At 73.7% G+C, this 24,825-nt stretch carries 20 protein-coding genes and 2 pseudogenes; 13 read left to right on the plus strand and 9 right to left on the minus strand.

The window, feature by feature from the left end:
• Nucleotides 1-38: 38 nt before the first annotated feature.
• From L3X23_RS18735 to L3X23_RS18775, 9 genes and pseudogenes are all read right to left on the minus strand, one after another.
• Nucleotides 39-1,775, minus strand: coding sequence for a sigma-54-dependent Fis family transcriptional regulator (locus L3X23_RS18735; protein WP_237193420.1), 1,737 nt, complete (start codon nt 1,773-1,775; stop codon nt 39-41).
• A gap of 134 nt (nt 1,776-1,909) precedes the next feature.
• The gene (locus L3X23_RS18740; protein ID WP_237193421.1) at nt 1,910-2,698 is read right to left on the minus strand and encodes an N-acyl homoserine lactonase family protein; all 789 of its coding nucleotides are present in this window, start codon (nt 2,696-2,698) and stop codon (nt 1,910-1,912) included.
• Between the two features lie 21 nt (nt 2,699-2,719).
• Nucleotides 2,720-4,117: an LLM class flavin-dependent oxidoreductase gene (locus tag L3X23_RS18745; protein WP_237193422.1), complete on the minus strand. Its 1,398-nt coding sequence runs from the start codon at nt 4,115-4,117 to the stop codon at nt 2,720-2,722.
• Between the two features lie 34 nt (nt 4,118-4,151).
• Complete coding sequence (locus L3X23_RS18750; protein ID WP_237193423.1) at nt 4,152-4,904, minus strand: glucose 1-dehydrogenase; 753 nt, start codon at nt 4,902-4,904, stop codon at nt 4,152-4,154.
• Nucleotides 4,897-5,385 carry a zinc ribbon domain-containing protein gene (locus L3X23_RS18755; RefSeq protein ID WP_237193424.1) on the minus strand — a complete coding sequence of 163 codons (489 nt, stop codon included), beginning with the start codon at nt 5,383-5,385 and terminating at the stop codon, nt 4,897-4,899. The genes L3X23_RS18750 and L3X23_RS18755 overlap by 8 nt, the downstream gene beginning before the upstream one ends.
• Nucleotides 5,382-7,040, minus strand: coding sequence for a long-chain fatty acid--CoA ligase (locus L3X23_RS18760; RefSeq protein WP_237193425.1), 1,659 nt, complete (start codon nt 7,038-7,040; stop codon nt 5,382-5,384). The genes L3X23_RS18755 and L3X23_RS18760 overlap by 4 nt, the downstream gene beginning before the upstream one ends.
• Nucleotides 7,041-7,155: 115 nt before the next feature.
• Nucleotides 7,156-8,125 (minus strand): annotated as a pseudogene (ribA, locus tag L3X23_RS18765) (GTP cyclohydrolase II).
• Nucleotides 8,126-8,210: 85 nt separating this feature from the next.
• Entirely contained in the window at nt 8,211-9,671 is a 1,461-nt protein-coding gene (locus L3X23_RS18770) for an aldehyde dehydrogenase (protein WP_237193426.1), read from the minus strand.
• A 351-nt stretch (nt 9,672-10,022) separates the two neighbouring features.
• On the minus strand, nt 10,023-10,511 hold the full coding sequence (locus L3X23_RS18775; protein WP_237193427.1) for an AMP-binding protein: 489 nt from the start codon (nt 10,509-10,511) through the stop codon (nt 10,023-10,025).
• A gap of 266 nt (nt 10,512-10,777) precedes the next feature.
• On the opposite strand from L3X23_RS18775, the gene panC reads away from it, so the two are divergent.
• From panC to L3X23_RS18835, 13 genes and pseudogenes are all read left to right on the plus strand, one after another.
• Nucleotides 10,778-11,674 (plus strand): pantoate--beta-alanine ligase, encoded by an 897-nt coding sequence (panC, locus tag L3X23_RS18780; RefSeq protein ID WP_374204870.1) that lies wholly within the window; start codon nt 10,778-10,780, stop codon nt 11,672-11,674.
• Between the two features lie 539 nt (nt 11,675-12,213).
• On the plus strand, nt 12,214-13,023 hold the full coding sequence (locus tag L3X23_RS18785; RefSeq protein WP_237193428.1) for an enoyl-CoA hydratase-related protein: 810 nt from the start codon (nt 12,214-12,216) through the stop codon (nt 13,021-13,023).
• A 28-nt stretch (nt 13,024-13,051) separates the two neighbouring features.
• Nucleotides 13,052-14,200: an acyl-CoA dehydrogenase family protein gene (locus tag L3X23_RS18790; protein ID WP_237193429.1), complete on the plus strand. Its 1,149-nt coding sequence runs from the start codon at nt 13,052-13,054 to the stop codon at nt 14,198-14,200.
• On the plus strand, nt 14,197-15,279 hold the full coding sequence (locus L3X23_RS18795) for an acyl-CoA dehydrogenase family protein (protein WP_237193430.1): 1,083 nt from the start codon (nt 14,197-14,199) through the stop codon (nt 15,277-15,279). The genes L3X23_RS18790 and L3X23_RS18795 overlap by 4 nt, the downstream gene beginning before the upstream one ends.
• A gap of 1 nt (nt 15,280) precedes the next feature.
• Nucleotides 15,281-16,456: an acyl-CoA dehydrogenase family protein gene (locus tag L3X23_RS18800; RefSeq protein WP_237193431.1), complete on the plus strand. Its 1,176-nt coding sequence runs from the start codon at nt 15,281-15,283 to the stop codon at nt 16,454-16,456.
• Nucleotides 16,441-17,502 carry an acyl-CoA dehydrogenase family protein gene (locus L3X23_RS18805; RefSeq protein WP_237193432.1) on the plus strand — a complete coding sequence of 354 codons (1,062 nt, stop codon included), beginning with the start codon at nt 16,441-16,443 and terminating at the stop codon, nt 17,500-17,502. The genes L3X23_RS18800 and L3X23_RS18805 overlap by 16 nt, the downstream gene beginning before the upstream one ends.
• Entirely contained in the window at nt 17,499-18,755 is a 1,257-nt protein-coding gene (locus tag L3X23_RS18810; RefSeq protein ID WP_237193433.1) for a CoA transferase, read from the plus strand. The genes L3X23_RS18805 and L3X23_RS18810 overlap by 4 nt, the downstream gene beginning before the upstream one ends.
• A gap of 182 nt (nt 18,756-18,937) precedes the next feature.
• On the plus strand, nt 18,938-20,092 hold the full coding sequence (locus L3X23_RS18815; RefSeq protein WP_237193434.1) for a thiolase family protein: 1,155 nt from the start codon (nt 18,938-18,940) through the stop codon (nt 20,090-20,092).
• A gap of 194 nt (nt 20,093-20,286) precedes the next feature.
• Nucleotides 20,287-20,574: a hypothetical protein gene (locus L3X23_RS18820; protein ID WP_237193435.1), complete on the plus strand. Its 288-nt coding sequence runs from the start codon at nt 20,287-20,289 to the stop codon at nt 20,572-20,574.
• Nucleotides 20,571-22,742 carry an acetate--CoA ligase family protein gene (locus tag L3X23_RS18825; protein ID WP_237193436.1) on the plus strand — a complete coding sequence of 724 codons (2,172 nt, stop codon included), beginning with the start codon at nt 20,571-20,573 and terminating at the stop codon, nt 22,740-22,742. Before L3X23_RS18820 ends, L3X23_RS18825 begins: the two co-directional genes overlap by 4 nt.
• Before the next feature lie 70 nt (nt 22,743-22,812).
• A pseudogene (locus L3X23_RS36645) lies at nt 22,813-22,953 on the plus strand (nitronate monooxygenase); the annotation flags it as partial.
• A gap of 343 nt (nt 22,954-23,296) precedes the next feature.
• Complete coding sequence (locus tag L3X23_RS36650; RefSeq protein ID WP_374204997.1) at nt 23,297-23,974, plus strand: acyl-CoA dehydrogenase family protein; 678 nt, start codon at nt 23,297-23,299, stop codon at nt 23,972-23,974.
• A complete protein-coding gene (locus tag L3X23_RS18835) occupies nt 23,971-24,744 on the plus strand; it encodes an enoyl-CoA hydratase/isomerase family protein (protein ID WP_237193438.1) in 774 nt (257 codons plus the stop codon). The genes L3X23_RS36650 and L3X23_RS18835 overlap by 4 nt, the downstream gene beginning before the upstream one ends.
• The last annotated feature ends 81 nt before the right edge of the window (nt 24,745-24,825 follow it).

A 24,825-nucleotide genomic window follows, 5' to 3' on the forward strand; every position in this document is an offset into this window, starting at 1 on the left:
TCGTGGCTGCGGTGGGCCTGGACCTCGGACGGTACGTCTCAGCCGAGGTCCAGGCCCGCCGCCTCCAGCTTGCGGTAGAGGGTCGACCGCGAGATCCCCAGCAGGGCCGCGGCGGCCTTCTTGTTCCCGCCCACCTCGCTCATCGCGTCCATGATGGCCGCGATCTCGGCGTGCTCGAACCGGCTCATCCGGCGGCGGAACACCCCGGAGCGGACCTCGGCGGGAAGGGCGTCGACGTGGACCTCCGCTCCCCGCGCCACCGCACACGCACGCTCGACGGCGGTGCGCATGGCCCGCACGTTCCCCGGCCATGGGGACCGCATGAGGAGGCCGACGAGGTCGGGCGACAGCCTGCGCGGCGCGGCGAAGAAGCCGGCCAGCGCGGGAACGTCGTCGATGCGGTTGCGCAGCGGCGGGAGCGGGACGACGAGACTGCGGCTCCCGTCGCTCCCCTCCGGAACGGCGGGCGGGGGGTCGGCGGAGGTCATGACGGCGCGCCAGCCGCGCGCGCGAGCACCGTGCAAAGCGAGCGCGAGCGCACGCATCCCCGCGGGCGCGAGCGCGTCGACGCCACGCACCAGTACGGTCCCGGGCTCGCCATCGAGGTCGGCGGAGAGCCTGTCGAGCCACGCCGCCGGGCCGTCGACCGACATCATCGTGGCTTCGTGGACCACCATCGGGCCGGAGTCACCGGCGTCCCGGTGGACGGCCTCGGCCACCGCGGCCTTGCCGACGCCAGGCTCGCCGCACACCATCACGACGTGCCGTGCCGCGGCGCGCGCCACCTCGTGGCAGGCTCGCACCCACCCCCGATCCGTGCCGACGACGCCCGGCAGCGGCTTCAGGGGAACCCCCATGTCGGCGTCGGAGGCGACCGGTGGCGACGGCTCGCGGACCTCGACGATCGCACCGACCTGCTCGCCACCGTCGCGCAGCGCCTCGACGCGGACGACTGCCGCCCGCCCGTTCGCCAGCTCGATCTCCGTGGCCTCCGAGCCGGGCCCACGCAGCAGCCGGGACACGTGCTCCCACACGAGGGCCTGATCGGAGCCGTCGAGCAGCTGCGCGGTGCGGGGCGAGGCGATCAGCACTCGCTCGCTGACGAGGAAGAAGTCCGTGCGCCCGCGCCGGGTCGCGGCCACGAAGTGATCGAGCAGGGCCCGCTCCTGACCGTTCTGCTGGGCCAGCAGGCGCTGCTCGATCCGTTCGGCCGTCTGCTCTGCGATGTACTCCACCAGTGCGTTGTCGTGATCGGCCACGCAGGTGACGTCGAGCAGGCCCTGCAGACGCCGGTCGGCACCGCGGACCGGCACCCCGACACAGGTGAACTGGTGGAGGCTGTCGGCGTAGTGCTCGTGGCCGTCCACCCGGACGGTTCGGCCCAGCTCCAGCGCGGTGCCGACGCCGTTCGTGCCGACCTCGGCCTCGGCGAAGACGAAGCCCTCCGCGGCCGAGACGGTGTCGAGCCGGCCGAGCAGGCCCGAGGAGTGACTACGCCGGTCGAGGATGCGCGCGTTCGCGTCGGTGAGCAGGAACGAGATGCCCAGGTCGCCGAGCCGCTCGGTCACGTGGTCGAGGACGGGGCGGGCGGCCCGGATCAGTGGGGCGTCGACGTCGAACGAGGGTGCGAAGCGAGGGGCCATCGCGTCGATCCGGACGTCGAGGTACGCGCAGCGCCGCCACGACACTGCGATCTCGGGTCGCACGGTGCTGGGCAGCTGCCCGGCTAGGAACGCTTCCCGGTCACGGGCGACCGCGTGCTGAAGGATCGTCATCGACCACTCTCCGCGACATCTGACTGCCACCCGGCGGTGCAGCCCTCGCCAAACGTACAACGGGTCGCCGGGGAGGCCGTGTCCCAATGCGGAACACGGCCTCCGGGTGCAGCGACTGTCGTGGTCGGTTCTGCCTACTCGAAGCAGTTGGGCGCGTGCTTGAACTCCGCCCAGTCCTGCGGGTCGTGGCTGATCCAGATCGTCGCGTCGGCCGAGTCCCGCAGTAGGTTGAGCCGGCGGATGGAGCGCAGGGCCTGCACCGTGTCGGCGTCGTGGGGCATCGGCGCGATCGTGGTGAGCGCGGCGCGCAGGTGCACCGTGTCGCCGGTCAGGATGAAGTTCCGCCCGGGCAGCCGGACCAGCAGGCTCAGCTCGCCCGGGGTGTGGCCGGGCGTGAAGAGGATGACGATGCTGCCGTCCCCGAACACGTCATGGTCCACGCCGGGAACCTCGAGGACGTTGCGCCCGCGCAACGGCTCCAGGTCGGCCTGCCGGAAGAAGCCCGCGCCCGCCGGGTCCGGCCAGAAGCCGAACCGCATGTCGCCCTCACCGACGTAGAACTGCGCGTCGGGGAACAGGTACAGCCCACCGGTGTGGTCGAAGTGCGTGTGCGAGGCGATCACGTACTTGATGTCGGACAGCTTGTAGCCGAGCGCCTTGAGCTGGGCGTCGACCGTCTGCTCGGGGGTGAACTGCAGGCCGAGATGCTCCGCGAGCGGCCCGTAGACGCCCTCCGGGTCGGTCGCCGCGGCGGGCACCAGTCCGGTGTCGAACAGGACGAGACCCTTCGGGTGCTCGATCAGGTAGGCGGGCATCGGGATTGTGCACTCGCCGCTCGCGCCCAGGAGCAGTAGCGACTCGTCCACCGTGAAGCTGGGCGAGTCGAGCGCCCACATCCGCTTCGCGGTACCAGGGGTTGCCATTGTCGTAGCCCTTTCTCGTTCTCAGGCCGTCGACGGGACGCGGACGTCCACGTCGAGGTCGGTGGTGCTCTCCTGCTTCGGGAGCCGGCCGCATTCGCGGTGCAGGACGGGCATGATCTCCTCGGCGAAGTACTGCATCTGGGCTTCGATCTCCTCACCCTCGAAACCGCCGGTCTCGAACCAGGTGTGGAACATGAAGTCGTCGTAGCCGCACTGCTCCTTGACTTCCATGATCGAGTCGATCACGTACTGCTTCGAGCCGTGGATCGCGACCTTCTTGTCGCGCAGGAGGTCGGCGGTGACCTTCATGTTGGGGTCGTAGAAGGGCTCGTCCGCCTCGGCCAGCACGGCCGCGAACCCGAACGGGCCGTAGTAGTCCCACTGCACCTCCAGACCGCGGCCGGCCCGGGCCATGTCGCCGATTCCCTTGTCGACGCAGTGGATGTAGCGGCAGGTCACGACGCCGCGGCGGCGCTCGGCGTCCCAGCCGCGCTTGAACTCGCCCCGGCCCTGCCGGTCGGGCCAGCCGGCCTTCTCCGCCTCGGCGTGGTAAAGGTCGATGTTCGCCTTCAGCCGGGAGTTGGGCTCGACGATGAAGTAGCCGTTGATGCCACGTTCGGCGGCGAACCGGATCGAGCGCGGGCTCGTCAGGGGCTCCCACATCTGGGGGTAGGGCTTCTGCAGCGGCTGCGGGTAGACCGGGATCTCCAGCAGCTTGGTGGTCGTCGCCAGCACGGCGTTGCCCGACGAGTACATGTCCGGGCCGCCCATCTTGAGCACCTGCTCCAAGGAGCGGCCCTGGTTCGGCTGGGAGAAGTACGCTTCGGTCTGCTTGTGGCCCCACCGCGTGTAGCTGGGCGGGATCGACATGAACTCGCCGCGGTGGGACATGGAGTCCTCGGTCCACGCCTTGACGATGATGTCGTAGGCCTCCTCGAAGTAGGCCCGGTTGCGCTCCTGGTCCTGGATCGTGGAGCCGTAGGCCCAGCCGAAGACCTCGTTCTCGCGCGGCTGGTACCCGCGTCCGATGCCGAACTCGAGGCGGCCGCCACTGATCACGTCGAGCATCGCGGCCTGCTCCGCGATCCGGATCGGATGGTGCCAGGTCACGATGTTGGCGGCCTGGCCGAGCCGGATCTGCTTCGTGCGCGAGGCGATCGCCGTCTCGGCAAGCAGCGGGCTCGGGCTGAGCTCGGCGCCCTCGGGCTGGAAGTGGTGCTCGGTCTGGAACCAGTAGTCGAAGCCGAGCTTGTCGGCGAGGATGCCCTGCCGAACCTGGTTGATGATGGTGCGCTGGGCCGAGGTGTGGGTGGCGGCGAGGTCGCCGTCGTTGATCGCCACCTGCTCCCCGCGAAGGTCGACGCTCTTGACAGGCAGGTCCGACGCCCCGTTGTGGAACACGCCGATCTCGATTGCCATTGCCGTACTCCTGTTCTCCGGCCTGTGGCCGAGGTCATTGAGTCGAGTAGCCGCCGTCGATGACGAGCTCGGACCCGGTCACGTACGAGGCCTCGTCGGAGGCCAGGAACAGCACCCCGTAGGAGATCTCCTCCGGCCTGGCCATCCGCTGCATCGGAGTGGCGCCCACGATGATCGGGATGACCTCCTCCGGGACGTCGTCCGCCACCATGGGCGTGTCGACGACCCCCGGGTGCACCGAGTTGACCCTGATCCCCGCGCCCGCGAGCTCGATCGCCGCGGTCTTCGTGAGGATCCGCACGGCGCCCTTGGTGCCCTGGTAGGCGGTGGCGCCGCCGCTGCCGATCAGCCCGTAGATCGACGAGGTGTTGATGATGGATCCGCCCCCGGCGCGTCGCATGGCCGGAATCGCCGCCTTCATGCCCAGCCAGACACCGGTCTGGTTGGTCCCGACCACCCGGTCCCACGACTCGCGGGTGGTGCCCTCGACTCCCGCCATGTCGAGCACGCCGGCGTTGTTGACGAGGATGTCGAGCCGACCGTAGCGCTCCTCCGCGAGAGCGACGGCGGCGTTCCACCCGTCCTCGTCGCGGACGTCGAACGCGTGCGAGACGACCTCGTGGCCCTTGGCCGTGAGGGTCTCGGCCACCGCGTTCAGCTCGTCGCCGAGGATGTCGCTGATCACCAGCCGCGCGCCCTCCGCGGCCAGCAGCGCTGCGTGCGCGGCGCCCTGTCCCCTGGCCGCGCCGCTGATCAGCGCGACCTTCCCCGCCACCCGGTCACCCATGGTTGCGCTCCTTCTGTCGCTGCTCAACCCGGGCGGTCTGCCGGGTCTGTGTCGTTTCCTGCGCGGCCGGGGCGTGCCCGTGGCCGTGTCCGTGGCCCGTCCCCGACGCCGAGCCGTGGTCGTGCGAGACCGGGCTCGGCGCGTGGGTCGGGTTCTCCTTGAGCGAGCGCTCCTGGCGCTCCAGTTCGCGCTCCAGGCTGCGGTTGTCGCGCCGGGCCCTGGCCACCCAGGCGCGGCCGGCGTCGGGTGTCATGTGGCACAGTCCCGGCACGTCCCGGTTGTCCAGGCAGAGGGAACGCCCGGGTTCGACCGGCGCCCGGTCGGCCGGCGGCGCGGCGCGGCCGGACAGCCCGATCGCGGCGAAACGGCGCAGCGCGGGAGCCCGGCACGCCGGGCACTCCACCGCAGAGGGCACCGGGTTCGCCACGAAGTGCTCACTGACGCCCTCACAGGTGCCGCAGCGGTAGTCGACGAGGATCACTGCGCGGCTCCCTGCTCGGCGCGGTAGCGCTCGCGCGCGTCGGCCTCGCCGAATCGCCCGCGCAGCACCTTCTTGTCGAACTTGCCGACACCGGTCTTCGGGATGGCGTCGACGAAGAGGAACTCCTCCGGCACCCACCAGCGGGCGAACTGGTCGAGCAGGTAGGCGGTGAGCTCCTCGGACGTCACCGGCGTGCGCACGACCACGCAGGCCAGCGGCCGCTCGAGCCACTTGTCGTGGGGCACCGCCACGACCGACGCCTCGGCAACCGCGGGGTGGGCCATCAGTGCGTTCTCCAGCTCGACCGAGGAGATCCACTCACCGCCGCTCTTGATGAGGTCCTTCGATCGGTCGGTCAGCTGGACGTAGCCGTCCGGGTCGATCACACCGACGTCCCCGGTCTTGAACCAGCCCTCGGCGTCGTAGCTCGCCGGGCTGCGCGCGTCGTCGTAGTAGGCACTCGCCATCCAGGGCGAGCGCAGGTGGTACTCACCGATCGACTTGCCGTCCCACGGCAGCTGCCCGCCGGCCTCGTCGACCAGCTTGACCTCGCACAGCGGCAGCGGCAGGCCCTGTTTGCCGCGGACGTCGTAGACCTCGTCCTCCGACACCTGGTCGTGCTTGCTCTTCAGCGCCGTGAAAGTGACCAGAGGCGACGCCTCCGTCATACCCCAGCCCTGCGGTACGACCACGCCGTGGTTGTCGGCGAACCACTTCATGAGCCCGCGCGGCGGCGCCTGGCCCCCGAGCCACAGCACGCCGAGCGAGGAGATGTCGTAGTGCGGGTCGTCGCGCTCGAGCAGCTCCCGCATCATGACGCCGATGGTCACCGCGCCGACCGCGTCGGTGACCCGGTAGCGGTCGATCAGCTCCAGGTAGTGCTTGGGCTCGGGGTGCGGGCCGGGCAGCACGAGCGTGGCGCCCTGCAGCGCCGCCGCGAACGGGATGCCCCAGCTGTTGGCGTGGAACATGGGGCTGATGGCGAGGAAGACCGCCTCCTCCCGCACGCCGATCGAACCGTGCAGGCACAGTCCCAGCGTGTGCAGCACCACGCTGCGGTGGCTGTAGAGCACGCCCTTCGGCTCGCCCGTGGTGCCCGAGGTGTAGCACATCGCCGACGCCGTGGTCTCCGGGAACTCCGGGAACTCCAGCCGTCCGTCCTGGGCGGCGAGCAGCTGCTCGTAGGAGTGCACCGGGCTCAGCGTCGTCTCCGGCACCTCGTCGGCGAGCACGACATAGTGGTCGACGCCCGTCAGCTCGGGGGCGAGCCGCTCGACCAGCGGGATCTGGTCGGGATCGACCAGCAGCACCCGGTCGCCACCGTGGTTGATGATGTAGCTGATCTGCTCGTCGAAGAGCCGCAGGTTGACCGTGTGCAGCACGGCGCCCATGCACGGCACCCCGAAGTAGGCCTCGTAGTGACGATGGGTGTTCCAGGCCAGCGTCCCGACCCGGTCGCCTGCCCGCACGCCGAGGGCCGTGAGAGCCTGGGCGAGCTTGCGCGCCCGCACCGCGTACTCGGCGTATGTGTAGGTGAAGTCACCACCATCCTCGGCCCCGGCGCGGGACACGATGCGCTTCTCGCCGAACACGCGCTCGGCGCGCCACAGCAGCTGCTTCATCAGCAGGGGCCGGTCCATGATCAGGCCATCCACGGCACACCTCCGTACTTCGATCCGTTCCTCGCTCGACGCTAGCGAGCGCCCGGAGTCGTGGCGTGTGTCACATCGGGTCACATCGTCGGCCACGGAGGCGGCGTCGGCGCTGCGCTCATGGCGCCACCGTGACGTCCGGGCCCACGCCGGACTCCAGTTCGTGCGCCAGGCGCACGCGCTTCGTGGTCAGGTAGGCCAGGTTGTCCGGGTTGGGAGCGACGATCAACGGCTCGCGGGAGGCGACCGTCACCCCGTAGCCCGCGAGACCCCGGTACTTCGCGGGGTTGTTCGTCATCACGCGCACGCGCCGGACACCCAGGTCGCGCAGGATCTGCGCGCCGATGCCGTACTCCCGGCTGTCCACCGGCAGCCCCTGTGCGAGGTTGGCCTCGACCGTGTCCATGCCTGCGTCCTGCAGGTCGTAGGCGCGCAGCTTGTGGCTCAGCCCGATCCCCCGGCCCTCGTGCCCGCGCAGATGGATCACCGCACCGCGACCGGCCCGCCCGATGTGCGCCATCGCGGCGTCGAGCTGCTCCCCGCAGTCGCACCGTCGCGACGCGAAGGTGTCCGGTGAGGCACTCCGAGTGCACCCGCACCAGCACGGTGTCGTCGCCCTCGTCGAGCTGCGCCACGTCGCCCATGACCAGCGCGACGTGCTCGATGTCGTCGAGGATCGACCGGTGGGTGGTGACCATGAACTCGCCGTGCCTGCCCGGTATCCGGCCGGACGCCTGACGGGTCACCAGTGTGTCGCGGCGCACCCGGTACCGGACGAGGTCCGCGACGGTGATGGTGACCAGGTCGTGCTCGCGCGCGAAGGCCCCCAGCTCGCCACGGCGGGCCATCGTGCCGTCGGCGTTGGTCACCTCGGCGAGCAGCCCGGCGGGCACCCGGCCCGCGAGCCGGCAGAGGTCGGCCGCGCTCTCGGTGTGCCCTGCGACGAACGCCAGCATCTCCGGTGTCGCCAGCTCCGCGGCGCCGATGAGGTCGCCCTCGTGCTCCCGGTCCTCGTCGTCGACGACGAGGACCAGCCGACCGCGGCGGAGCTCTGCCAAGGCGAGGTCGACCTGCTGGTCCTGGTCCATGCGACGACGGCAGAAGCATCGCGCCGGGTCGGCGTGGACGAGATCGCGACACCGGTGGCCGGGGGCCGGATCGCGGCGCCGCGCGTCAGCCGGTGGCGAACCAGACGGACTTCTCGCGGGTGAAGTGGCTCATTCCGGAGAACCCGCCCTCGCGACCGAAGCCGGAGTCCTTGTAGCCCCCGAACGGCACCGCGGGGTGCAGCAGGTTGTAGGCGTTGACCCAGACGTTGCCGGCCTCGATGCGGTCGGCGAAGCGCAGGGCCCGGTCGAGCCTGCTCGTGAACACCCCGGAGCCGAGACCGTAGGTGACGTCGTTGGCGATGTGCAGGGCCTCGTCCTCGTCGGTGAACCGCATCACCGACAGCACCGGCCCGAAGATCTCCTCGCGGGCGATCCGCGCGGTCGGCTCGACGTCGTCGAACACCGTCGGGGTGACGTAGTAGCCGGGCAGGTCCGGCCGCGTCCCGCCGGTCACCAACCTCGCCCCCTCGTCGCGGCCCGCGCTGACGTAGCCCTCCACCCGGTCCCGGTGACCGGCCGAGATCACCGGGCCCAGCACGGTGGACTCGTCGGCGGGGTCGCCGACGACGAGCCCGCCCGCCGTCGCGGTCACCGCGTCCAGCAGCTCGTCGTGCACCGAGCGGTGCACCAGCAGCCGTGAGCTGGCGGTGCACATCTCGCCCGCGTTGAGGAAGATCCCCAGGAACGCGGACGTGGCGGCGCTCTTGATGTCCGCGTCGTCGAACACCACCAGCGGGGACTTGCCGCCAAGCTCCATCGTGCACGTCTTGAGCTCGGCGCCCGCGGCCGCGGCCACCTTGCGTCCGACCGCGTCCGAGCCGGTGAAGGAGATGTGACCCACGCCGGGATGGGAGACCAGCGCCTCGCCGGCCGCGGACGCCGCGTCGGTGACGACGTTGACCATGCCGGGAGGGATGCCCGCCTCCAGTGCCAGGGCGGCCAGCGCGAGCGCCGAGAGCGACGCCAGCGGCGACGGCTTGATCACGATGGAGTTCCCGGCGGCGAGCGCCGAGATCGCCTTCCCTGCCGCCCCCACCAGCGCGAAGTTCCACGGGGTGATCCCCGCGACCACACCGATCGGTTCCCGCACGACCATCGTCACGAAGCGGCCCGACACCGGAATCGTGCGGCCCTCGAGCTTGTCGGGCATCCCGGCGTAGTAGCGCATGTTCTCCATGAGCATCGACCCGTCCACGGCACGCGCCGTGGCGATCGGCTTGCCGACGTCCAGGCTCTCGATCTTCGCCAGGTCGCCGACCCGCTCCTGGCACAGGTCGGCCCAGCGGCGCAGCAGCCCGGAGCGGGTGGCGATCGACCGCTTCGCCCATCCCCGCTGGGCCTCCCTCGCGACCTTCACGGCGTGGTCCACGTCGGCGGCCTCGGCGGCCGGCAGCCGGGTGATGACCGACCCGTCGGCCGGGTTGTGCACGGCGAACGTCTCGCCGCTGCGGGCGTCGACCAAGTCGCCGCCCACCACCATCCTGTCGATGAGCAGGGCCGGAGCCGGGGATGGAACCTGGGTCATGCGAGAGCCTCCTTGGGCGGCGTCGGGAACCGGGCGTTGCGCGTCGCGCCGGGCGTGTCGATCCCGGTCGCGACGGTGGGACGCCGGGGGCCGGTCGCGCGACGCCGTGCGTCGAACCGGGCCGCCCGGCAGCGGAACCCGCTCGCCGACGCTAACGCGGCGCGCTCGGCTACGGGTGACGCGAATCGGGACATCGCGGCGCATCCGGACCAGCCGCCCGGCCGCGGCCTTCCCCGCGCCACGAGGTCGCCGTGCCCGGCGCGGGCAGGAGGCACGCCATCACCTCGCCGAGGCGCAGCTGCTTGTCGACCGCGCCGCTGAGCGACTCGATGTAGACGGCGAGGTGGCTGGTCACGACGCCCTTGGGTGCCGACGTCGTCCCGCCGGCGTAGAGGTGCTGGAGCGCGTCGCGGTCCTCCACGAGGCACAGCGGCTCGGCCACCGTGTCCGAGCGGAGCGCGGCGAACGGCAGCGGCCCGCCGGGCCCGGACGGCACGTCCCTTCGACGACCCAGATCGGCACCACGATGATGCCGGTCTTCGCGCAGGCGTGGTGGACGACCAGGAACTCGGCCCGGTTGACCATCGCGGCGTCCGGCGCGTCGCCGCGGCCGTAGCCCGCCTCGAGCAGGCCGTGGGCGACCCTGTTGACCTCTTCGTTGAACACGCCGTAGGTCATCCGCACGCGCGCGTCGACGACCGCGACCGTCTCCGGCGAGCGTCGGGCGGTGCGGGTCGGCATGTCGCCCACGTTGACCAGCCTGATGATGTTGTCGGTGAGTGGGTCCACGACCTCGTCCGGGCCACCCGTCCCGGGATCCACCACATCAGCCGTCGTCATCACGCCTCCTCGGTCGACGTCGGGTCCGCGGGCCGATTGTGCGGCCACGGCGGGGGGCCATGCGTGTCCCGGTATGGGACGCGGGCGACCCGGCCGACCGCGTCGAGGACGGCGAGCTCGCAGCCGGGCTCGGCGGCCGGGCGCCTCGGGCTCGGGGGCGTGAGGTCCCCCGTGCACGCCGGCGACACGCGCGGTGCGAGGATGCCGCGCGGGGCGCCGGGTCGAGTGCGTCCCGGCCGCACCGACGACCTCACCGAGGAGGGCCCGTGACCGGCGCCCAGGCAGCCCCCGAGCCACGCGTGCACCGCACCCCCGCCGAGATCGGGGACGCGGTCCGGGCCCTGCGCGCGGACGGGCGCCGCATCGCATTCGTGCCCACCATGGGCGCGCTGCACGCGGGGCACAGCGAGCTGATGCGGCAGGCGCGGTCCGCCGGTGACGACGTGGCGATCGTCGTGTCGATCTTCGTGAACCCGCTCCAGTTCGGGCCGAACGAGGACCTGGCCCGCTACCCCCGCCCGCTGGAGGCCGACCTCGCGGCCTGTCGGGACGAGGGCGTCGCGCTCGTCTTCCTGCCCGGCGTCGCGGACATGTACCCCGAGGGCGCGGACACGACCGTCGGGCCGGGCGCGCTGGGCGGCCAGCTGGAGGGCGCCGTGCGGCCCGGCCACTTCGCGGGCGTGCTGACGGTGGTCGCCAAGCTGTTCCACATCGTCGCCCCCGACGTCGCGTACTTCGGGGAGAAGGACTACCAGCAGCTCGTGCTCATCACCCGCATGGTGCGCGACCTGAACTTCCCGTTGCGGGTGGTGCCCGTCCCCACCGTGCGCGAGGCCGACGGGCTGGCGCTGTCGAGCCGCAACGTCTACCTCTCCCCGGACGACCGCGCCCGGGCGGCCACCCTGCACCGGGCGCTGCGCGCGGGCGCGGACGCCGCGGCGGGCGGCCCGGCCGCGGTGCTCGCGGCGGCCGGCCGGGTCCTCGCGGAACAGGATGCGCTCGAGATGGACTACCTCGAGCTGCGCGACGCTGAGCTGGGCACTGATCCCGAGCCGGGCCCGGCCCGGCTCCTCGTGGCCGCACGGCTGGGCGCCACCCATCTCATCGACAACATAGGCCTGGATCTGGCCCCGACGGGGAACGATCGCGCGACGATCGGCTGAGCGGTCGCGGGCCGGTCCGGCGCATCCCGCCGACCCGCTCCCGGCGGGGTGGAGCGGCCAGCCGGCCGTGGGAACCGTACATCTGCCGGGCGAGCGCACCCTCCTCATCGGCGACCTGGCCGCCTGCTCCGACGAGTACGTCACGCTCGGCCCGTCCAGTACAGGCCGTCTGTGGCTGCGCAGGCGACGAACCCCAGCGGGCCGGCAGGGTGCCGGCGCTGCCCTGCGCCCGCGCAGCGAGCAGTCGCAGCAGCGACGACCGCGCGCAGCCCGGCCTGCCGGCGAAGCTCGCCACCACCGCGGGTGGGCCGTCCGGCCCGGCCAGGGTGACCAGCGCCGCGAACATCGGTTGCGGCGGCCGCTCGCCGGCCCGCTGACGGTCTCGTACCCGCCCTCCGGGAGGTCGGGGATCAGCAGGTCCGAGCGCACGGAGGTGATTCGTTCGTACTCGACCCTGGAGCGGACGGTGGACTTTGCCCCGGCCGTGTCCCTAGGATCCTTGTAATCATGATACCTGAAACGAAGGAAGGCGATGGATCATGACCGCAACGGACGCCGGCTACTCCGACATCCTCTACGAAGTCAAGGAGTCCGTCGCGCGGCTGACCATCAACCGGCCGGAGAAGCTCAACGCGTTCACCCCGCACACGATCAAGGAGCTGACCCAGGCGATGTGGCGAGCGGGCGCGGACCCGCAGGTCGGCGTGGTCGTACTGACCGGCGCGGGCGAGCGCGCGTTCTCCGCAGGCGGCGACGTGAGCGTCGAGAACGAGGACACCTTCCGTGCCGGTGAGGACTCCTTCGACAACCTGGTGAAGGAGCTCTACCGGGCCTTCCGCGAGTGCCTCAAGCCGGTCATCGCCCGGGTCGACGGCTACGCGATCGGCGGTGGCCACCACATGGCCTACGTCACCGACCTCACGATCGCGTCGGACCGGTCGGTCTTCGGCCAGAACGGTCCCCGGGTGGCCAGCCCCGCCGAGGGCTGGATCGTCAGCCACCTCTGGACGGTGGTGGGCATGAAGCGGGCCAAGGAGATCTGGCTGCTCTGCCGCCGCTACAGCGCCGCGCAAGCGCTGGAGTGGGGCCTGGTCAACGCGGTGGTTCCGGCCGCGGAACTGGACGCGGAGGTGGACCGCTGGTGCAAGGAGATGCTCGCGCTCAGCCCCACCGTGCTCAAGCTGCTCAAGAAGTCCTTCGACGACTCCATCGCGCACATCCGCGAGGAGCAGGACCGCTTCACCATCCTCAACCAGGTGAACCCCGGCTTCTTCGCCTCCGGCGAGCAGACCGAGGGGGCCGGGGCGTTCATGGAGAAGCGCAAGCCCGACTTCTCGCCCTGGCGATGAGCCCCCTCGGTGGGTCGACGTGGCGGGGATGACGCTGCGCCTGCCCGACGCCGGGCTGCCCCCCGCGGCCGAGACGCTGCGCGGCGAGGTGCGCAAGTTCCTCGCCGCGGAGCGGGCGGGCGGCACGCTGCAGGGCGCCAGTGACGCCTGGCTGGCCGGGTTCGACGCCGGGTTCTCCTCCCGGCTCGGCGAGCGCGGCTGGCTCGGCATGACGTGGCCGCGCCGCTACGGCGGTCACGAGCAGCCCGCGCTGCACCGCTTCGTGGTCGTCGAGGAACTGCTCGCGGCCGGTGCGCCGGTGGCCGCGCACTGGGTGGCCGACCGACAGAGCGGGCCCGCCCTGCTGCGCTACGGCACCGAGGAGCAGCGGCACAGGCTGCTCCCGGAGATGGCCCGCGGGCGGTGCTTCTTCGCGATCGGGATGAGCGAGCCCGACAGCGGTTCGGACCTGGCGTCGGTTCGCACCGCCGCGCGGCGCGACGGGGACGGCTGGCGGCTGAGCGGGACGAAGGTGTGGACGAGCCAGGCGCACCGGTCTCATTTCATGATCGCGTTGTGCCGCACGGCCCCGCGCCGGGCGGACGCGCGCCACGAGGGCCTGAGCCAGTTCGTCGTCGACCTGCGTGCACCCGGGCTCACCGTCTCGCCGATCCGGCTGCTCGACGGCGAGCACCACTTCAACCAGGTCCTGCTCGACGACGTGTTCGTCGGCGACGACATGGTGCTCGGCGAGATCGGATCCGGCTGGCGTCAGGTGACCTCCGAGCTGGCCTACGAGCGCAGCGGACCCGAGCGGTTCCTGTCGACGCTGCCGCTGCTGACGGCGTTGCTGCGGGTGGCCGACCCGGACGACCGCCGCCAGACCGAGGCCGTGGGGAGCCTGGTGGCGCAGCTGTGGGCCGTGCGCAGGCTGTCGGTCCAGATCGCCGCCGCGCTCGATCGCGGCGAGGCACCCGACGTGGCGGCCGCGCTGGTGAAGGACCTGGGCACCACGCTGGAGAACGAGATCATCGACGTGGCCCGCTCGGTGGCGCCGGCGGAGCCGAGCACCACCGCGGCGGATCCGTTCGCCCGCGAGCTGGCCCGCGCGGTCCTGCACGCGCCCGGCTTCACCCTGCGCGGGGGCACGAACGAGGTGTTGCGCGGGATCGTCGCGCGTGGGCTGGGGCTGCGGTGAGCGGGCCGTCGGCGCCCGAGCGCGCCCTGCTCGAGGCGACGGTCACCGAGATCGTCACCGACCACTGCCCGCCGGAGGCCGTGGCCACGGCCGAGGGCTCGTGGAACGAGGGCTTGTGGGACGCGCTGCGCGCCGCCGGCCTCACCGCGGTGGGGGTGCCCGAGCGCCTCGGCGGGTCCGGTGGCGACCCGCTCGACGCCGCGGCGGTGGTGCGGGTGGTGGCCGCCCACGCCGGGCCGGTGCCGCTCGCCGAGGGGCTGTTCCCGGTCGCGGCGGGCTGCGTCGCCGCCGGGCTCCCGTTCCCGGATGGCCCCTGCACGGTCGCGGCGGGCACCGGCCTGCTGCTGCGGCGCACCGGGGCGGGCGTGGTGCTCGACGGCGCGGTCCCGCGGGTGCCCTACGGGCGGGTCGCGGCCCGGATCCTGGTGGCCGACGACGGGGCCGGTGACCGGCCGGGGCTGCTCGCCCTCGTCGACCCGGCCGTTCTCACGCTGGCCGCGGGCGACAACCTGGCCGGCGAGCCGCGCGACGACGTGGTGGCGGCAGGCTCCGAGGTCGCCACCGATCTGGTCGCCGAGGTGCCCCGCGGCACCGCGACGGCGCTGCGCCGGCTCGGCGCGCTGGCCCGGGCGACCCAGATCGCCGGCGCCGTGGACGAGGTGCTGGCGCTGACCGTGCGCTACGCCGGGGAGCGGGAGCAGTTCGGGCGCCCGATCGGCAGGCTGCAGGCGGTCGCCCACCAGATCGCCGTGCTCGCCGGGCACGCCGCGGCAGGCTCCGCCGCCGCGGACGCCGCCGTCGCCGCCTACGTCCGCACCGCCGAGCCCGACGACCTCGCACTGGCCGTCGCCGGCGCGAAGGTTCGTGCCGGCGCCGCGGCGGGCTCGGCGGCCCGCATCGCCCATCAGGTGCACGGGGCCATCGGCTTCACCCAGGAGCACCGCCTCCACCACCTCACGCGGCGGCTGTGGTCGTGGCGGGAGGAGTTCGGCTCGGAGGCGTACTGGGCCGAGCAGCTGGGCCGCGCGATCGTCCACGCCGGCGCCGACGCACTGTGGCCGACGATCACGAGGATCTGAGATGGACCTGACCTACTCCCCCGACCAGGAGGACTTCCGGGACCGGGCACGCAGCTGGCTGGCGGCGAACGTGCCGACCGCGCCCCTCCCCTCGCCCGCGACCGCCGACGGCGTGGCCGCGCACCGCGAGTGGGAGCGGCTGCTGCACGAGGCGGGATTCGCGGCGCTGCACTGGCCGCGCGAGCACGGCGGCGGCGGCGCCGGTCTCGTCGAGCAGGCGCTGTTCGCCGAGGAGTACGTCAAGGCCGGAGCCCCGGTCCGGCTGAACCGGCTCGCCCTCACGTTGGCCGGCCCCACCGTCATGGCGCTGGGGTCCGCCGAGCAGCGGGAGCGGTGGCTGCCGGGCATGCTCACCTGCGACGAGCTGTGGTGCCAGGGATTCTCCGAGCCCGAGGCGGGCAGCGACCTGGCAGGCGTGCGCACGCGCGGCGAGATCGACGGCGACAAGCTCGTGGTCACGGGCCAGAAGGTGTGGACGTCGCTCTCGGCGTTCGCGCAGTGGATGTTCGCCCTGGTCCGCACGGACTCGGCGCAGCGGCGCCACCGCGGGCTGACGTTCGTGATGATCCCGATGGACGCCGCGGGCGTCGAGCTGCGGCCGATCCGCCAGCTGCACGGCGAGCCGGGGTTCTCCGAGGTCTTCCTGACCGGGGTCCGGGTGCCGGTGGGCAACGTCGTCGGAGACATCGGGGCGGGCTGGACGGTCGCGATGACCACGCTCGGGTTCGAGCGCGGCGGCCTGGGTGACCACGCCCGGTTCGCGCGCGACGTGGGGGACCTGGTCGAGCTGGCCCGCCGCGCCGGGGTGGCCGACGACCCCGTGGTGCGCGACGAGGTCGCCGCACGCTTCGTCGAGGTCCAGCAGTTCCGCCGGCACGTCGAGCTCGTCACCAGCAGGCTGGCGGCGGGCACACCGGTCGACGCGCAGGCCAGCATCACCAAGCTGTACTGGTCGGAGATGGAGGCGCGGATCTTCGAGACGGCGCTGCGGATCCTGGGGCCGCTGGCCGAGCTGACCGTCGAGGCGCCGATGAACCTCGCGGCGCCCGGCCTGCACCGCCGCTACTGGCACGCGCGCGCGTCGCGGATCTTCGCCGGTACCAGCGAGGTCCAACGCAACATCATCGCCGAGCGGGTGCTCGGCCTGCCGCGGGAGCCACGGTGGACACCGACCTGACCCCCGATCAGCGCGCCATCGCCGACGGGGCCCGTTCGTTCTTGGCCGCGGAGTGCCCGCCGGCGCGGGTCCGGGCGGCCTGGGCCGAGGGCGCCGTGCTCGACCGGAGACTGTGGACGGCGTTGGCCGGGGTCGGGTTCCTCGGGGTCGCGGTGCCCGAGGCGTTCGGCGGCATGGGCTGCGGCGACCTCGAGGTCGCGGTGCTCCTGGAGGAGGCGGGCCGGGTCGCGCTGCCCGCTCCGCTGGCCGAGACGATGGTCGCCGCGCTCACCCTGACCGAGCGCGGCTCGCCCGCTCAGCGCGAGCGCTGGCTGCCCGGCATCGCCGCCGGTCAGGTCGTCGCGACCATCGCCGCACCGGACCACGCCGTCGCCGCGCACGCCGCCGACGCCGACCTGCTGCTCGTCCCGGCGGGTGACGGCGTGCACGCGCTCGAGCGCGGCCGGTGCCGGGTCGTCGCGCAGCCGGCCTTCGACGCCGCCCGGCGGCTGGGCGCGGTCGAGATCGTGCCCGGCGCGGACGCGAGCGGCACCGCGGCGGACACCCTGCTGCCCGGCGGTCCGGCCACCCGGCGGCTGGCCGACCGGATCGCCGTCGCCACGGCGGCCACTCTGCTCGGCATCTCCGCCCACCTGGTCGACACCACGGTCGGCTACGTCGGGCAGCGCCACCAGTTCGGCCGGCCCGTCGGGTCGTTCCAGGCCGTGAAGCACCGCATCGCCGACGCGCACGTCGCGGTCGAGATGGCCCGGCCCGCGGTGCGGGTGGCCGCCCACCTGCTGTCGCTCGACGACCCGCAGGCGCCGGTCGCGTCCGCGGTCGCCGCGGTGGCCGCAGGCGACGCCGGGCGCGCGGCGAACGAGCACGCGCTGCAGTGCCACGGTGGCATCGGCTTCACCTGGGAGCACGACCTGCACCTGTGGCTCAAGCGCGGCAAGGCGCTGGAGTTCGCCTGCGGGGCACCCGCCACGCACCGGGCCCGGCTCGCCGCGACCCTGTTCGACCACCCCGCCGACCGACCGCCCCCCGAGAGGACCGGATCATGAGCGCAGGCAGCGGACCGCTGAGCGGCATCCGCGTGCTCGACCTGTCCACGCTCGCCCCCGGCCCGTTCGCCACGACGCTGCTCGGCGACCTGGGCGCGGACGTGATCACCCTGGAGGCCCCGCCGTCCACCCGGCCGGGGAGCGGGATGAGCCAGCTGGGTGCGCACGGCGGCCGGGAGGCGCGCCGGCTGGGGCTCAACCCGCTGTACCGGCCGCGCCGGTCGATCGTGGTCAACCTCGAGGTCCAGGCAGGCCTGGACATCGCGCTGCGGCTCGCCGCCCGCAGCGACGTGTTCGTCGAGGGCTTCCGCCCGGGCGTGTGCGAGCGGCTCGGTCCGGGCTACCCGGCGCTGTCGGCCACGACGCCGGGGCCGGTCTACTGCTCGCTCACCGGCTACGGCCAGACCGGTGAGCTCGCGCAGCACGCCGGGCACGACCTCGACGACATCGCCGAGTCGGGACTGCTCGCGGCCGGCACCCGGGACGGCCGGCGGCCGGGGATCCCGGTCGACATGGCAGCCGACTATGCCGCGGGCGGCCTGCTGGCCGCGTTCGGCATCGTCGCGGCGCTGGCCGGGCGGGCGAGCACGGGCCGCGGGGTGCTGCCCGCGCCGGGGCAGGTCGGCCCGGTGCCACGGATGACCCCGCAGATGGCGGCGGAGATGGTGACCGCGCCGGACCGCGTCGACGCCGACGACGGCATCGGGGCGCTGGTGATCCGGGGGGCCGAGGGCCGGTTCTGCGCCGGGGCGCACACCGCCACCCTCGGCGGCGCCGGCAACCACCCGGCCGAGGACGCCGGCTACCAGGGACCGTCGGCGATCTACCAGTCGTTCACACGGGTCGGTGCGGTCAAGGCGGTGACGATCGCCGCGGTCCGCGGGGCAGCGGTCGGCGCCGGGATGAGCCTCGCGCCGGCCACCGACCTGCGCGTGCTCGCCCGCAACGCGCGTCTCCTGTCGGGCTTCCTGCGGATCGGCTTGCACCCGGGCGGGGGCCACTTCGTGCTGCTGTCCCGGCCGGCCGGCCGGTCGGGAGGCCGCCGCCGCGATGGCCCTGGCGGGTGCGGAGACCGACGGCGACCGGGCGGTGGCGCTGGGGCTGGCCTGGGAGGCCGCCGACGACGACGCCGTCGAGGACCCGGGGACTGGAGCTCGCCGCGACGGTCGCCGCGGACCCGGCCCTGGCCGCGGTGCGCAGCTTCCGTCTGGAGACCGGGCCGCCCGCCGTCGGCTGGGACACCGCGGTGCTGACCGAGCGGGCACCCCAGATGTGGTCCATGCGCAGGAGGGACGGCGGACGGTGACCGGCCGGTCCGCGCTCGCGCGGCACGGGACCAGAACCGTGCGCACCGAGCGGCAGACCGCGATCGATAACAGGTCTATCCTCATCAGGATTGTGGACCAGGACTTCTCAAGGCGACCTGGAGGTCGGCATGCCCGAAGCAGTGATCGTGGAAGCCCTCCGCACCCCGATCGGCCGACGCGGTGGGTCACTCGCGGGTGTGCACCCGGTCGAGCTGGCGGCCACTGTGCTGACCGCGCTCGCCGAGCGGACCGGCATCGACCCCGCCCTCGTCGACGACGTGGTGTGGGGCTGTGTGAACCAGGTCGGCGACCAGTCCGCCAACCCGGCGCGGTCGGCGGTGCTGGCTGCGGGATGGCCGGAGTCCGTGCCGGGGACGACGGTCAACCGCGCCTGCGGATCGAGCCAGCAGGCACTCGAGTTCGCGGCCGCCATGGTGATGTCGGGGCAGTGCGACCTCGTCGTCGCGGGCGGTGTCGAGTCGATGAGCAGGGTGCCCCTCGGCGCGGGCCGCGACGTCGGGCTGCCCTACGGGCCGCGGCTGCTCGGGCGCTACGAGTCGGACCTGGGCGGCGGGACGTTCAACCAGGGGCGCGGCGCCGAGCTGATCGCGGCGAAGTGGGGCATGACGCGCACCGAGCTCGACGAGTTCGCCGCGCAGAGCCACGCCCGGGCCGCCGCGGCGATCGACGCGGGCGCGTTCGACGGGCAGTTGGTGGCGTCGCCGGAGGCGCCGGACCACACGTCCGACGAAGGCCTGCGACGCGGCACCACCGCCGCCAAGCTGGCGTCTCTCAAGCCGTCGTTCGACCCGTCCGGGGTGATCCACGCCGGCAACGCGTCGCAGATCTCCGACGGAGCGGCCGCGCTGCTGGTGACCACGCCGAGCCGCGCCGGACAGCTGGGCCTGACCCCGATCGTGCGCTACCACAGCGGCGCGGTCGCGGGCGCCGACCCGGTGATGATGCTGACCGGCCCGATCCCGGCCACCGCGAAGGTGCTGCGCCGCGCCGGCCTCTCGATCGACGACATCGGCGCGTTCGAGGTCAACGAGGCGTTCGCGCCGATCCCGCTGGCCTGGCTCGCCGAGACCGGAGCCGATCCGGAACGGACCAACCCGCTGGGCGGCGCGATCGCCGTCGGGCACCCGCTGGGCGCGTCGGGCGCCATCCTGATGACCCGGCTCGTGCACCACATGCGCGACCACGACATCCGCTACGGCCTGCAGACCATGTGCGAGGGCGGCGGGATGGCCAACGCCACGGTCGTCGAGCTGCTGACCTGATCAGGACCGGCGTACCGGGTGACGGAACGGGCCCGGCCGGGGTGAGTCAGGGGCCGGCTGCCGGAGCGGGCCCGAGACGCAGGCACCGGCCGGCCGTTGACGCGCACGACATCGCCGTGAACGATCACCTCACCCCTGGTCGCCGGCACGGGCATCGGTGAATGCTCGCGACATCGAGAGACGAGGAGCCGGCAATGGAGCTGGACGTGACGACGCTGCGCGGGCGCCACGCTGTGCACCGCTGGGAACGCACCTCCGTCGGTGACGTCCTGGAACGGTTGACCTGGAGCAGGCCCGACGAGGAGGCCCTCGTCGGCCGGCCCGGCGCCTTGCGGCCGGCACCGTTCCTGCCGGTCGTCTACCACGTCGGCGACCAGCTGCTCGGCTTCGGCGCGTTCCTGGCCGGGGGCACGGTGCCGATCGGGCGGCGCTCCACCCCGGAGCAGACCGCCCGATCCGTGGACCCGGCGGTGCGGGCGTGAACGGCTCGCGGACCACCGGCGGGCAGGCCCGGCCGGACCTGCTGCGCAACCTCTTCCGGCCGGCCTCGGTCGCCCTGTTCGGCGCGTCGCCCGACCCCGCCCGTCCCGCGACCCGCACGCTGCACGCACTGCTGCGCGCGCCGCGGCCGCCGCGGCTGTACCCGGTCAACCCGCGCCACGCCGAGGTGGCGGGCATCGCCTGCGTGCCCGACGCCGCGGCGCTGCCGGAGGCCCCCGACCTCGCCGTGGTGGCGGTGCGGGCGGAGTCGGTGCTGGAGACGGTGGCGGCCGCTGCCGACCGTGGCGCGCGGACGTTCCTGGTGTTCAGTTCCGGCTTCGCCGAGCTGGACGACGCCGGAGCGAGGCGCGAGCGGGAGCTCGCGCAGCTCGCCCGCGAGCGGGGGCTCGCCGTCGTCGGCCCGAACTCGCTGGGGATCGTCGACTTCGGCGAGGGTTTCCGCTGCTCGTTCGCCTCGGTGGCCGACGGCGACGACGACCTGCCCGCAGGCCCGATCGCGCTGCTGAGCCAGAGCGGCGCCATCGCCAGTTACGTGGCCGCGATGGGCCATCGGCGCGGGCTGGGCTTCTCGCACATGGTCAGCACCGGCAACGAGGCCGTCCTGGACGCGGCGCAGCTGGCCGCCGCCGTGCTGGACGATCCGCTGGTGCGCGCCGTCGCGCTCTACCTCAAGGGGGTCAGCAGCGGCCGCAACCTGGTCGGCTTCCTGGCGCAGGCCCGCGAGCGCGGGGTCCCGGTCGTGCTGCTGCGCGCGGGCGACTCCGAGCGGGGACGGGCCGCCGCGAAGTCGCACACCGGCGCGCTCGCCGGGTCGACCCGGGTCAGCGACGCGGTGCTGGCACGCCACGGCGTCGTGCGGGTGAGCACGCCGGAGGACCTGATCGTGGCCTGTGGAGCCGTCGTCGGCCGCCCCCGGTGGGGTGGGCGCCGGCTCGGGGTGCTGACCGGGTCCGGCGGCGGCGGCGTGCTGGTCAGCGACGCCTGCGCCCGCTGGGGCCTGGCCGTACCCTCCCTGGGCGCCCAGACGACCAAGCAGTTGCGCGCTCTGCTGCCCGCGTGGGCCGGCGTGGCCAACCCGGTCGACGTCACCGCGACCGTGCTGATCGACCCGCACTCCCCCGTCGACCGGTGCCTGCAGGTGCTGGCCGCGGACGACGCGGTCGACGAGGTGGTGGTGTTCATGGGCGGTGGCGGCTCGTTCGGGCCCGGGGTGGCCCGCCGGATCGCGGCCGAGGCCACCACCCTGCCCAAGCGGTGCTCGGTGATCTGGCTGGGCGCGTCCACGGAGGTCGCCGACATCCTGCACGACGGCGGCGTGGCCGTCTTCGGTGGCATCGAGGAGTGCATCCGGCCGATGGCCGCGCTGGCCGCCGCGGCGCCGGCGACCGGGCAGGAACCCGCGCCGCCCGGGTCGGGTGCCGACGCCGCGGCCGCGTCGCCTGCGCCCGACCACGATGCGATCGCCCGCTTCCTCGCCACCCGCCCGCACCCGGTGCTCGACGAGGACGCCTCCATGACGCTCCTGGAGCTCGCGGGCATCCCCGGCCTGCCGGCCCGCCGGACCCTCACCCCCGACGATGCGGCGGCCCACCGCGACCCCGGGCTGACGTTCCCGCTGGCGGTGAAGGTGCTCGCCCGCGACATCCCGCACAAGAGCGCGGTCGGCGGGGTCGTGGTCGGCGTCGCCGACACGGCAGGGCTCGCGGTGGCGGCCGAGCGGGTGCACGCCGCCGGCGTGGCCGCCGTCGGCGCGGAGCGGGTGCAGGGCGTGCTGGTCGAGGAGATGGCTCCGGCCGGCGTCGAGGTGATCGTCGGGATGACCACCGACCCGGTGTACGGCCGCGTGCTCGCGGTCGGCCCCGGCGGGGTGTTCGCCGAGCTGGTGGACGACGTCTCGATCGTGCTGCCCCCGGCCGACGCCGCGGACGTGCGCGCGCTGCTGGCGGGCACGCGACTGGGGCGGCTGCTCGCGGGCGCCGACGTCGCCGCGCTGTCCGCGCTGGTCGCCCGGCTCTCGCGGCTGGTGGCCGACGGCCTGCCGGGCGTCGCCGAGATCGACCTCAACCCGGTGCTCGTGCACCCCGCCGGGCAGGGACTGTCCGTCGTCGACGCCCTGGTCGCCCTCGACCACGGGAACGGGCGGCAATGATGGCGTGGCGGACCGGCCTCACCGAGCTGCTCGACGTGCCCTACCCGATCCTGCAGGCCGGGATGGGGTCGTGGCGGGCGGCCGGCTGGCCGCCGCGGTGTCGGCGGCCGACGGGGTCGGCTGCATCGGCGCCTCCCGGATGACCCCCGCCGAGCTGGACGAGGAGATCGCGCTCGTGCAGGACGCCACCTCCGCGCCGTTCGGCGTGGACTTTCCTGTTCCCGGACCTCGGCGACCGGGCCGCCGCGCCCGGCGAGGGGGCTCGCACGCGGTGGATCCGAAGCTGCGCGCCGAGCTGCTCGAGATCGCCTACCGGCGGCGAGTTCCGCTGCCAGCAGCGCCGCCGGCTGCCGCGGCTGGCCGAGGGGGCCGCGGCGACCGTCGCCTGCGACGCGCACCCGGCCGCCCGCCTGCGCCCCACCGGCGCCGGGCCGCGCCTGGACGGCGAGCTCCCGCGGCTCGAGGACGCCCACCCGGCCGGGGTCGTCGTGCTGCTGGACACCGACGACGACGGCAGGCGCCGCCTGGTCGGTCTCGACGCCGGGGCGGGCCGGGTGACGGTAACCCCCCAGGGGTCGATCTCCGGCGACCCGCTCGGCAGCGTCCGGCTGTGCGACGTCGCGCTCGACCCGGCCGACGTCTCGGCACCGCTGCCGCCCACCGCGGCGGACGAGGTCCGCGACGTAGGTGCCGCGCCGGCCGCCGTCGAGCTGGTCGGCCTCGCCGACGAGCTGCTCGCGCACACGGTCGCGCACGTCGGCACCCGCGTGCAGTTCGGCCGCCCGACCGGCAGCTTGCAGGCGGTCGCCCACCACGTGGCCGACATGGGTGCCGAGCTGGAGTGCGCCCGGCTGCTCGTCGCGGCCGCGCCGGCCGAGCTCGACACCCGGCCGGCGCCCCGGCGGACGGCGGCGGCGAAGGCGCGGGCGAGCCGGGCAGGCCACGGCGATCAGCAGGCTCGCCCCCCAGCTGCACGGCGCCATCGGCTACGTCACCGAGCCGGACCTCGACCTGTTCTCGCGCCGCGCGACCGCCGTCGCGCTCGCGGCCGGCACCGCCTCCCGACACCTGACCGCCCTCGCCCGCCCCTACACCGGCGGCCCGCCGTGCACACTGGGGCTCGACGGCCTGGACACCACCGACGACTCCCTCCCCGACGACACTGCCCCGCCCGCAGGAGGATCGAAGAACCGATGAGCCACGATCGCCCGCCCACGACCGGTGCGGCATGAGCGTCACGTTCGAGCGCGACGGCGCCGTCGCCGTCATCACCCTGAACAAGCCCGACAAGCTCAACGCGCTCGACCACACGATGCGCGCCGAGCTCGCGGAGCGCGCCGCACAGGCCCAGGCCGATCCCGCGGTCCGGGCGGTGGTGCTCACCGGCGCGGGCCGCGCGTTCTGCGCGGGCGGGGACATCACCGCGATGAACGAACGCCCGGACCCGGCGCAGGCGCGGACCTGGATGCGCAGCGCGACCGACTGCACGCTGGCCCTGCTCGCCGTCGAGAAGCCCCTGATCGTCGCGATCAACGGCGTGGCCGCGGGCGTCGGGTTCTCCATCACCCTCACCGGCGACGTCCGGCTCGCCGCCGAGGGCTCCCGCATGATCGCCAGCTTCGCCAACGTCGGGTTGGTGCCCGACGGCGGCGGCCTGTGGCTGCTGTCGAGGATGGTCGGCCTGCACCGCGCCAAGGAGATGTTCCTGTTCGCCGAGACGCTGGAGGCGACCCGGGCCGAGCAGCTGGGCCTGGTCCGGGATATCCACCCGCCGGCCGAGCTGCTGCCTGCGGCGATGGCCATGGCGCACGGCCTTGCCGCCGGGCCGACCAGGGCGTTCGGGCTGGGCAAGGCGCTGGCCCACCGGTCGGTGAGTGGCGACCTGGAGACCTACCTCGAGCTGGAGCTCGCGCACCAGACGCTCGCCATGGGTTCCGCCGACCACCTGGAGGGGATCACCGCCTTCCTGGAGAAGCGCGCCCCGCGCTTCCCCGGCCGCTGACGGCACGGCGGCACCCGCCCGTCCCGGCGTCATGCCCGGGCCGGGCGACGCCGGCCGTCGTGTTCGTCGCCGTCGTGGCGG

Source organism: Pseudonocardia sp. WMMC193 (genome assembly GCF_021728735.1).
GTDB lineage: Bacteria > Actinomycetota > Actinomycetes > Mycobacteriales > Pseudonocardiaceae > Pseudonocardia > Pseudonocardia oroxyli.

What these genes read in the sequence shown, in the direction of transcription:
- L3X23_RS18735 (WP_237193420.1), bottom strand. Translation starts at nt 1,775, where the DNA reads ATGACGATCCTTCAGCACGCGGTCGCCCGTGACCGGGAAGCGTTCCTA.
- L3X23_RS18740 (WP_237193421.1), bottom strand. Translation starts at nt 2,698, where the DNA reads ATGGCAACCCCTGGTACCGCGAAGCGGATGTGGGCGCTCGACTCGCCC.
- L3X23_RS18745 (WP_237193422.1), bottom strand. Translation starts at nt 4,117, where the DNA reads ATGGCAATCGAGATCGGCGTGTTCCACAACGGGGCGTCGGACCTGCCT.
- L3X23_RS18750 (WP_237193423.1), bottom strand. Translation starts at nt 4,904, where the DNA reads ATGGGTGACCGGGTGGCGGGGAAGGTCGCGCTGATCAGCGGCGCGGCC.
- L3X23_RS18770 (WP_237193426.1), bottom strand. Translation starts at nt 9,671, where the DNA reads ATGACCCAGGTTCCATCCCCGGCTCCGGCCCTGCTCATCGACAGGATG.
- L3X23_RS18775 (WP_237193427.1), bottom strand. Translation starts at nt 10,511, where the DNA reads ATGACGACGGCTGATGTGGTGGATCCCGGGACGGGTGGCCCGGACGAG.
- L3X23_RS18785 (WP_237193428.1), top strand. Translation starts at nt 12,214, where the DNA reads ATGACCGCAACGGACGCCGGCTACTCCGACATCCTCTACGAAGTCAAG.
- L3X23_RS18790 (WP_237193429.1), top strand. Translation starts at nt 13,052, where the DNA reads ATGACGCTGCGCCTGCCCGACGCCGGGCTGCCCCCCGCGGCCGAGACG.
- L3X23_RS18800 (WP_237193431.1), top strand. Translation starts at nt 15,281, where the DNA reads ATGGACCTGACCTACTCCCCCGACCAGGAGGACTTCCGGGACCGGGCA.
- L3X23_RS18810 (WP_237193433.1), top strand. Translation starts at nt 17,499, where the DNA reads ATGAGCGCAGGCAGCGGACCGCTGAGCGGCATCCGCGTGCTCGACCTG.
- L3X23_RS18815 (WP_237193434.1), top strand. Translation starts at nt 18,938, where the DNA reads ATGCCCGAAGCAGTGATCGTGGAAGCCCTCCGCACCCCGATCGGCCGA.
- L3X23_RS18820 (WP_237193435.1), top strand. Translation starts at nt 20,287, where the DNA reads ATGGAGCTGGACGTGACGACGCTGCGCGGGCGCCACGCTGTGCACCGC.
- L3X23_RS18835 (WP_237193438.1), top strand. Translation starts at nt 23,971, where the DNA reads ATGAGCGTCACGTTCGAGCGCGACGGCGCCGTCGCCGTCATCACCCTG.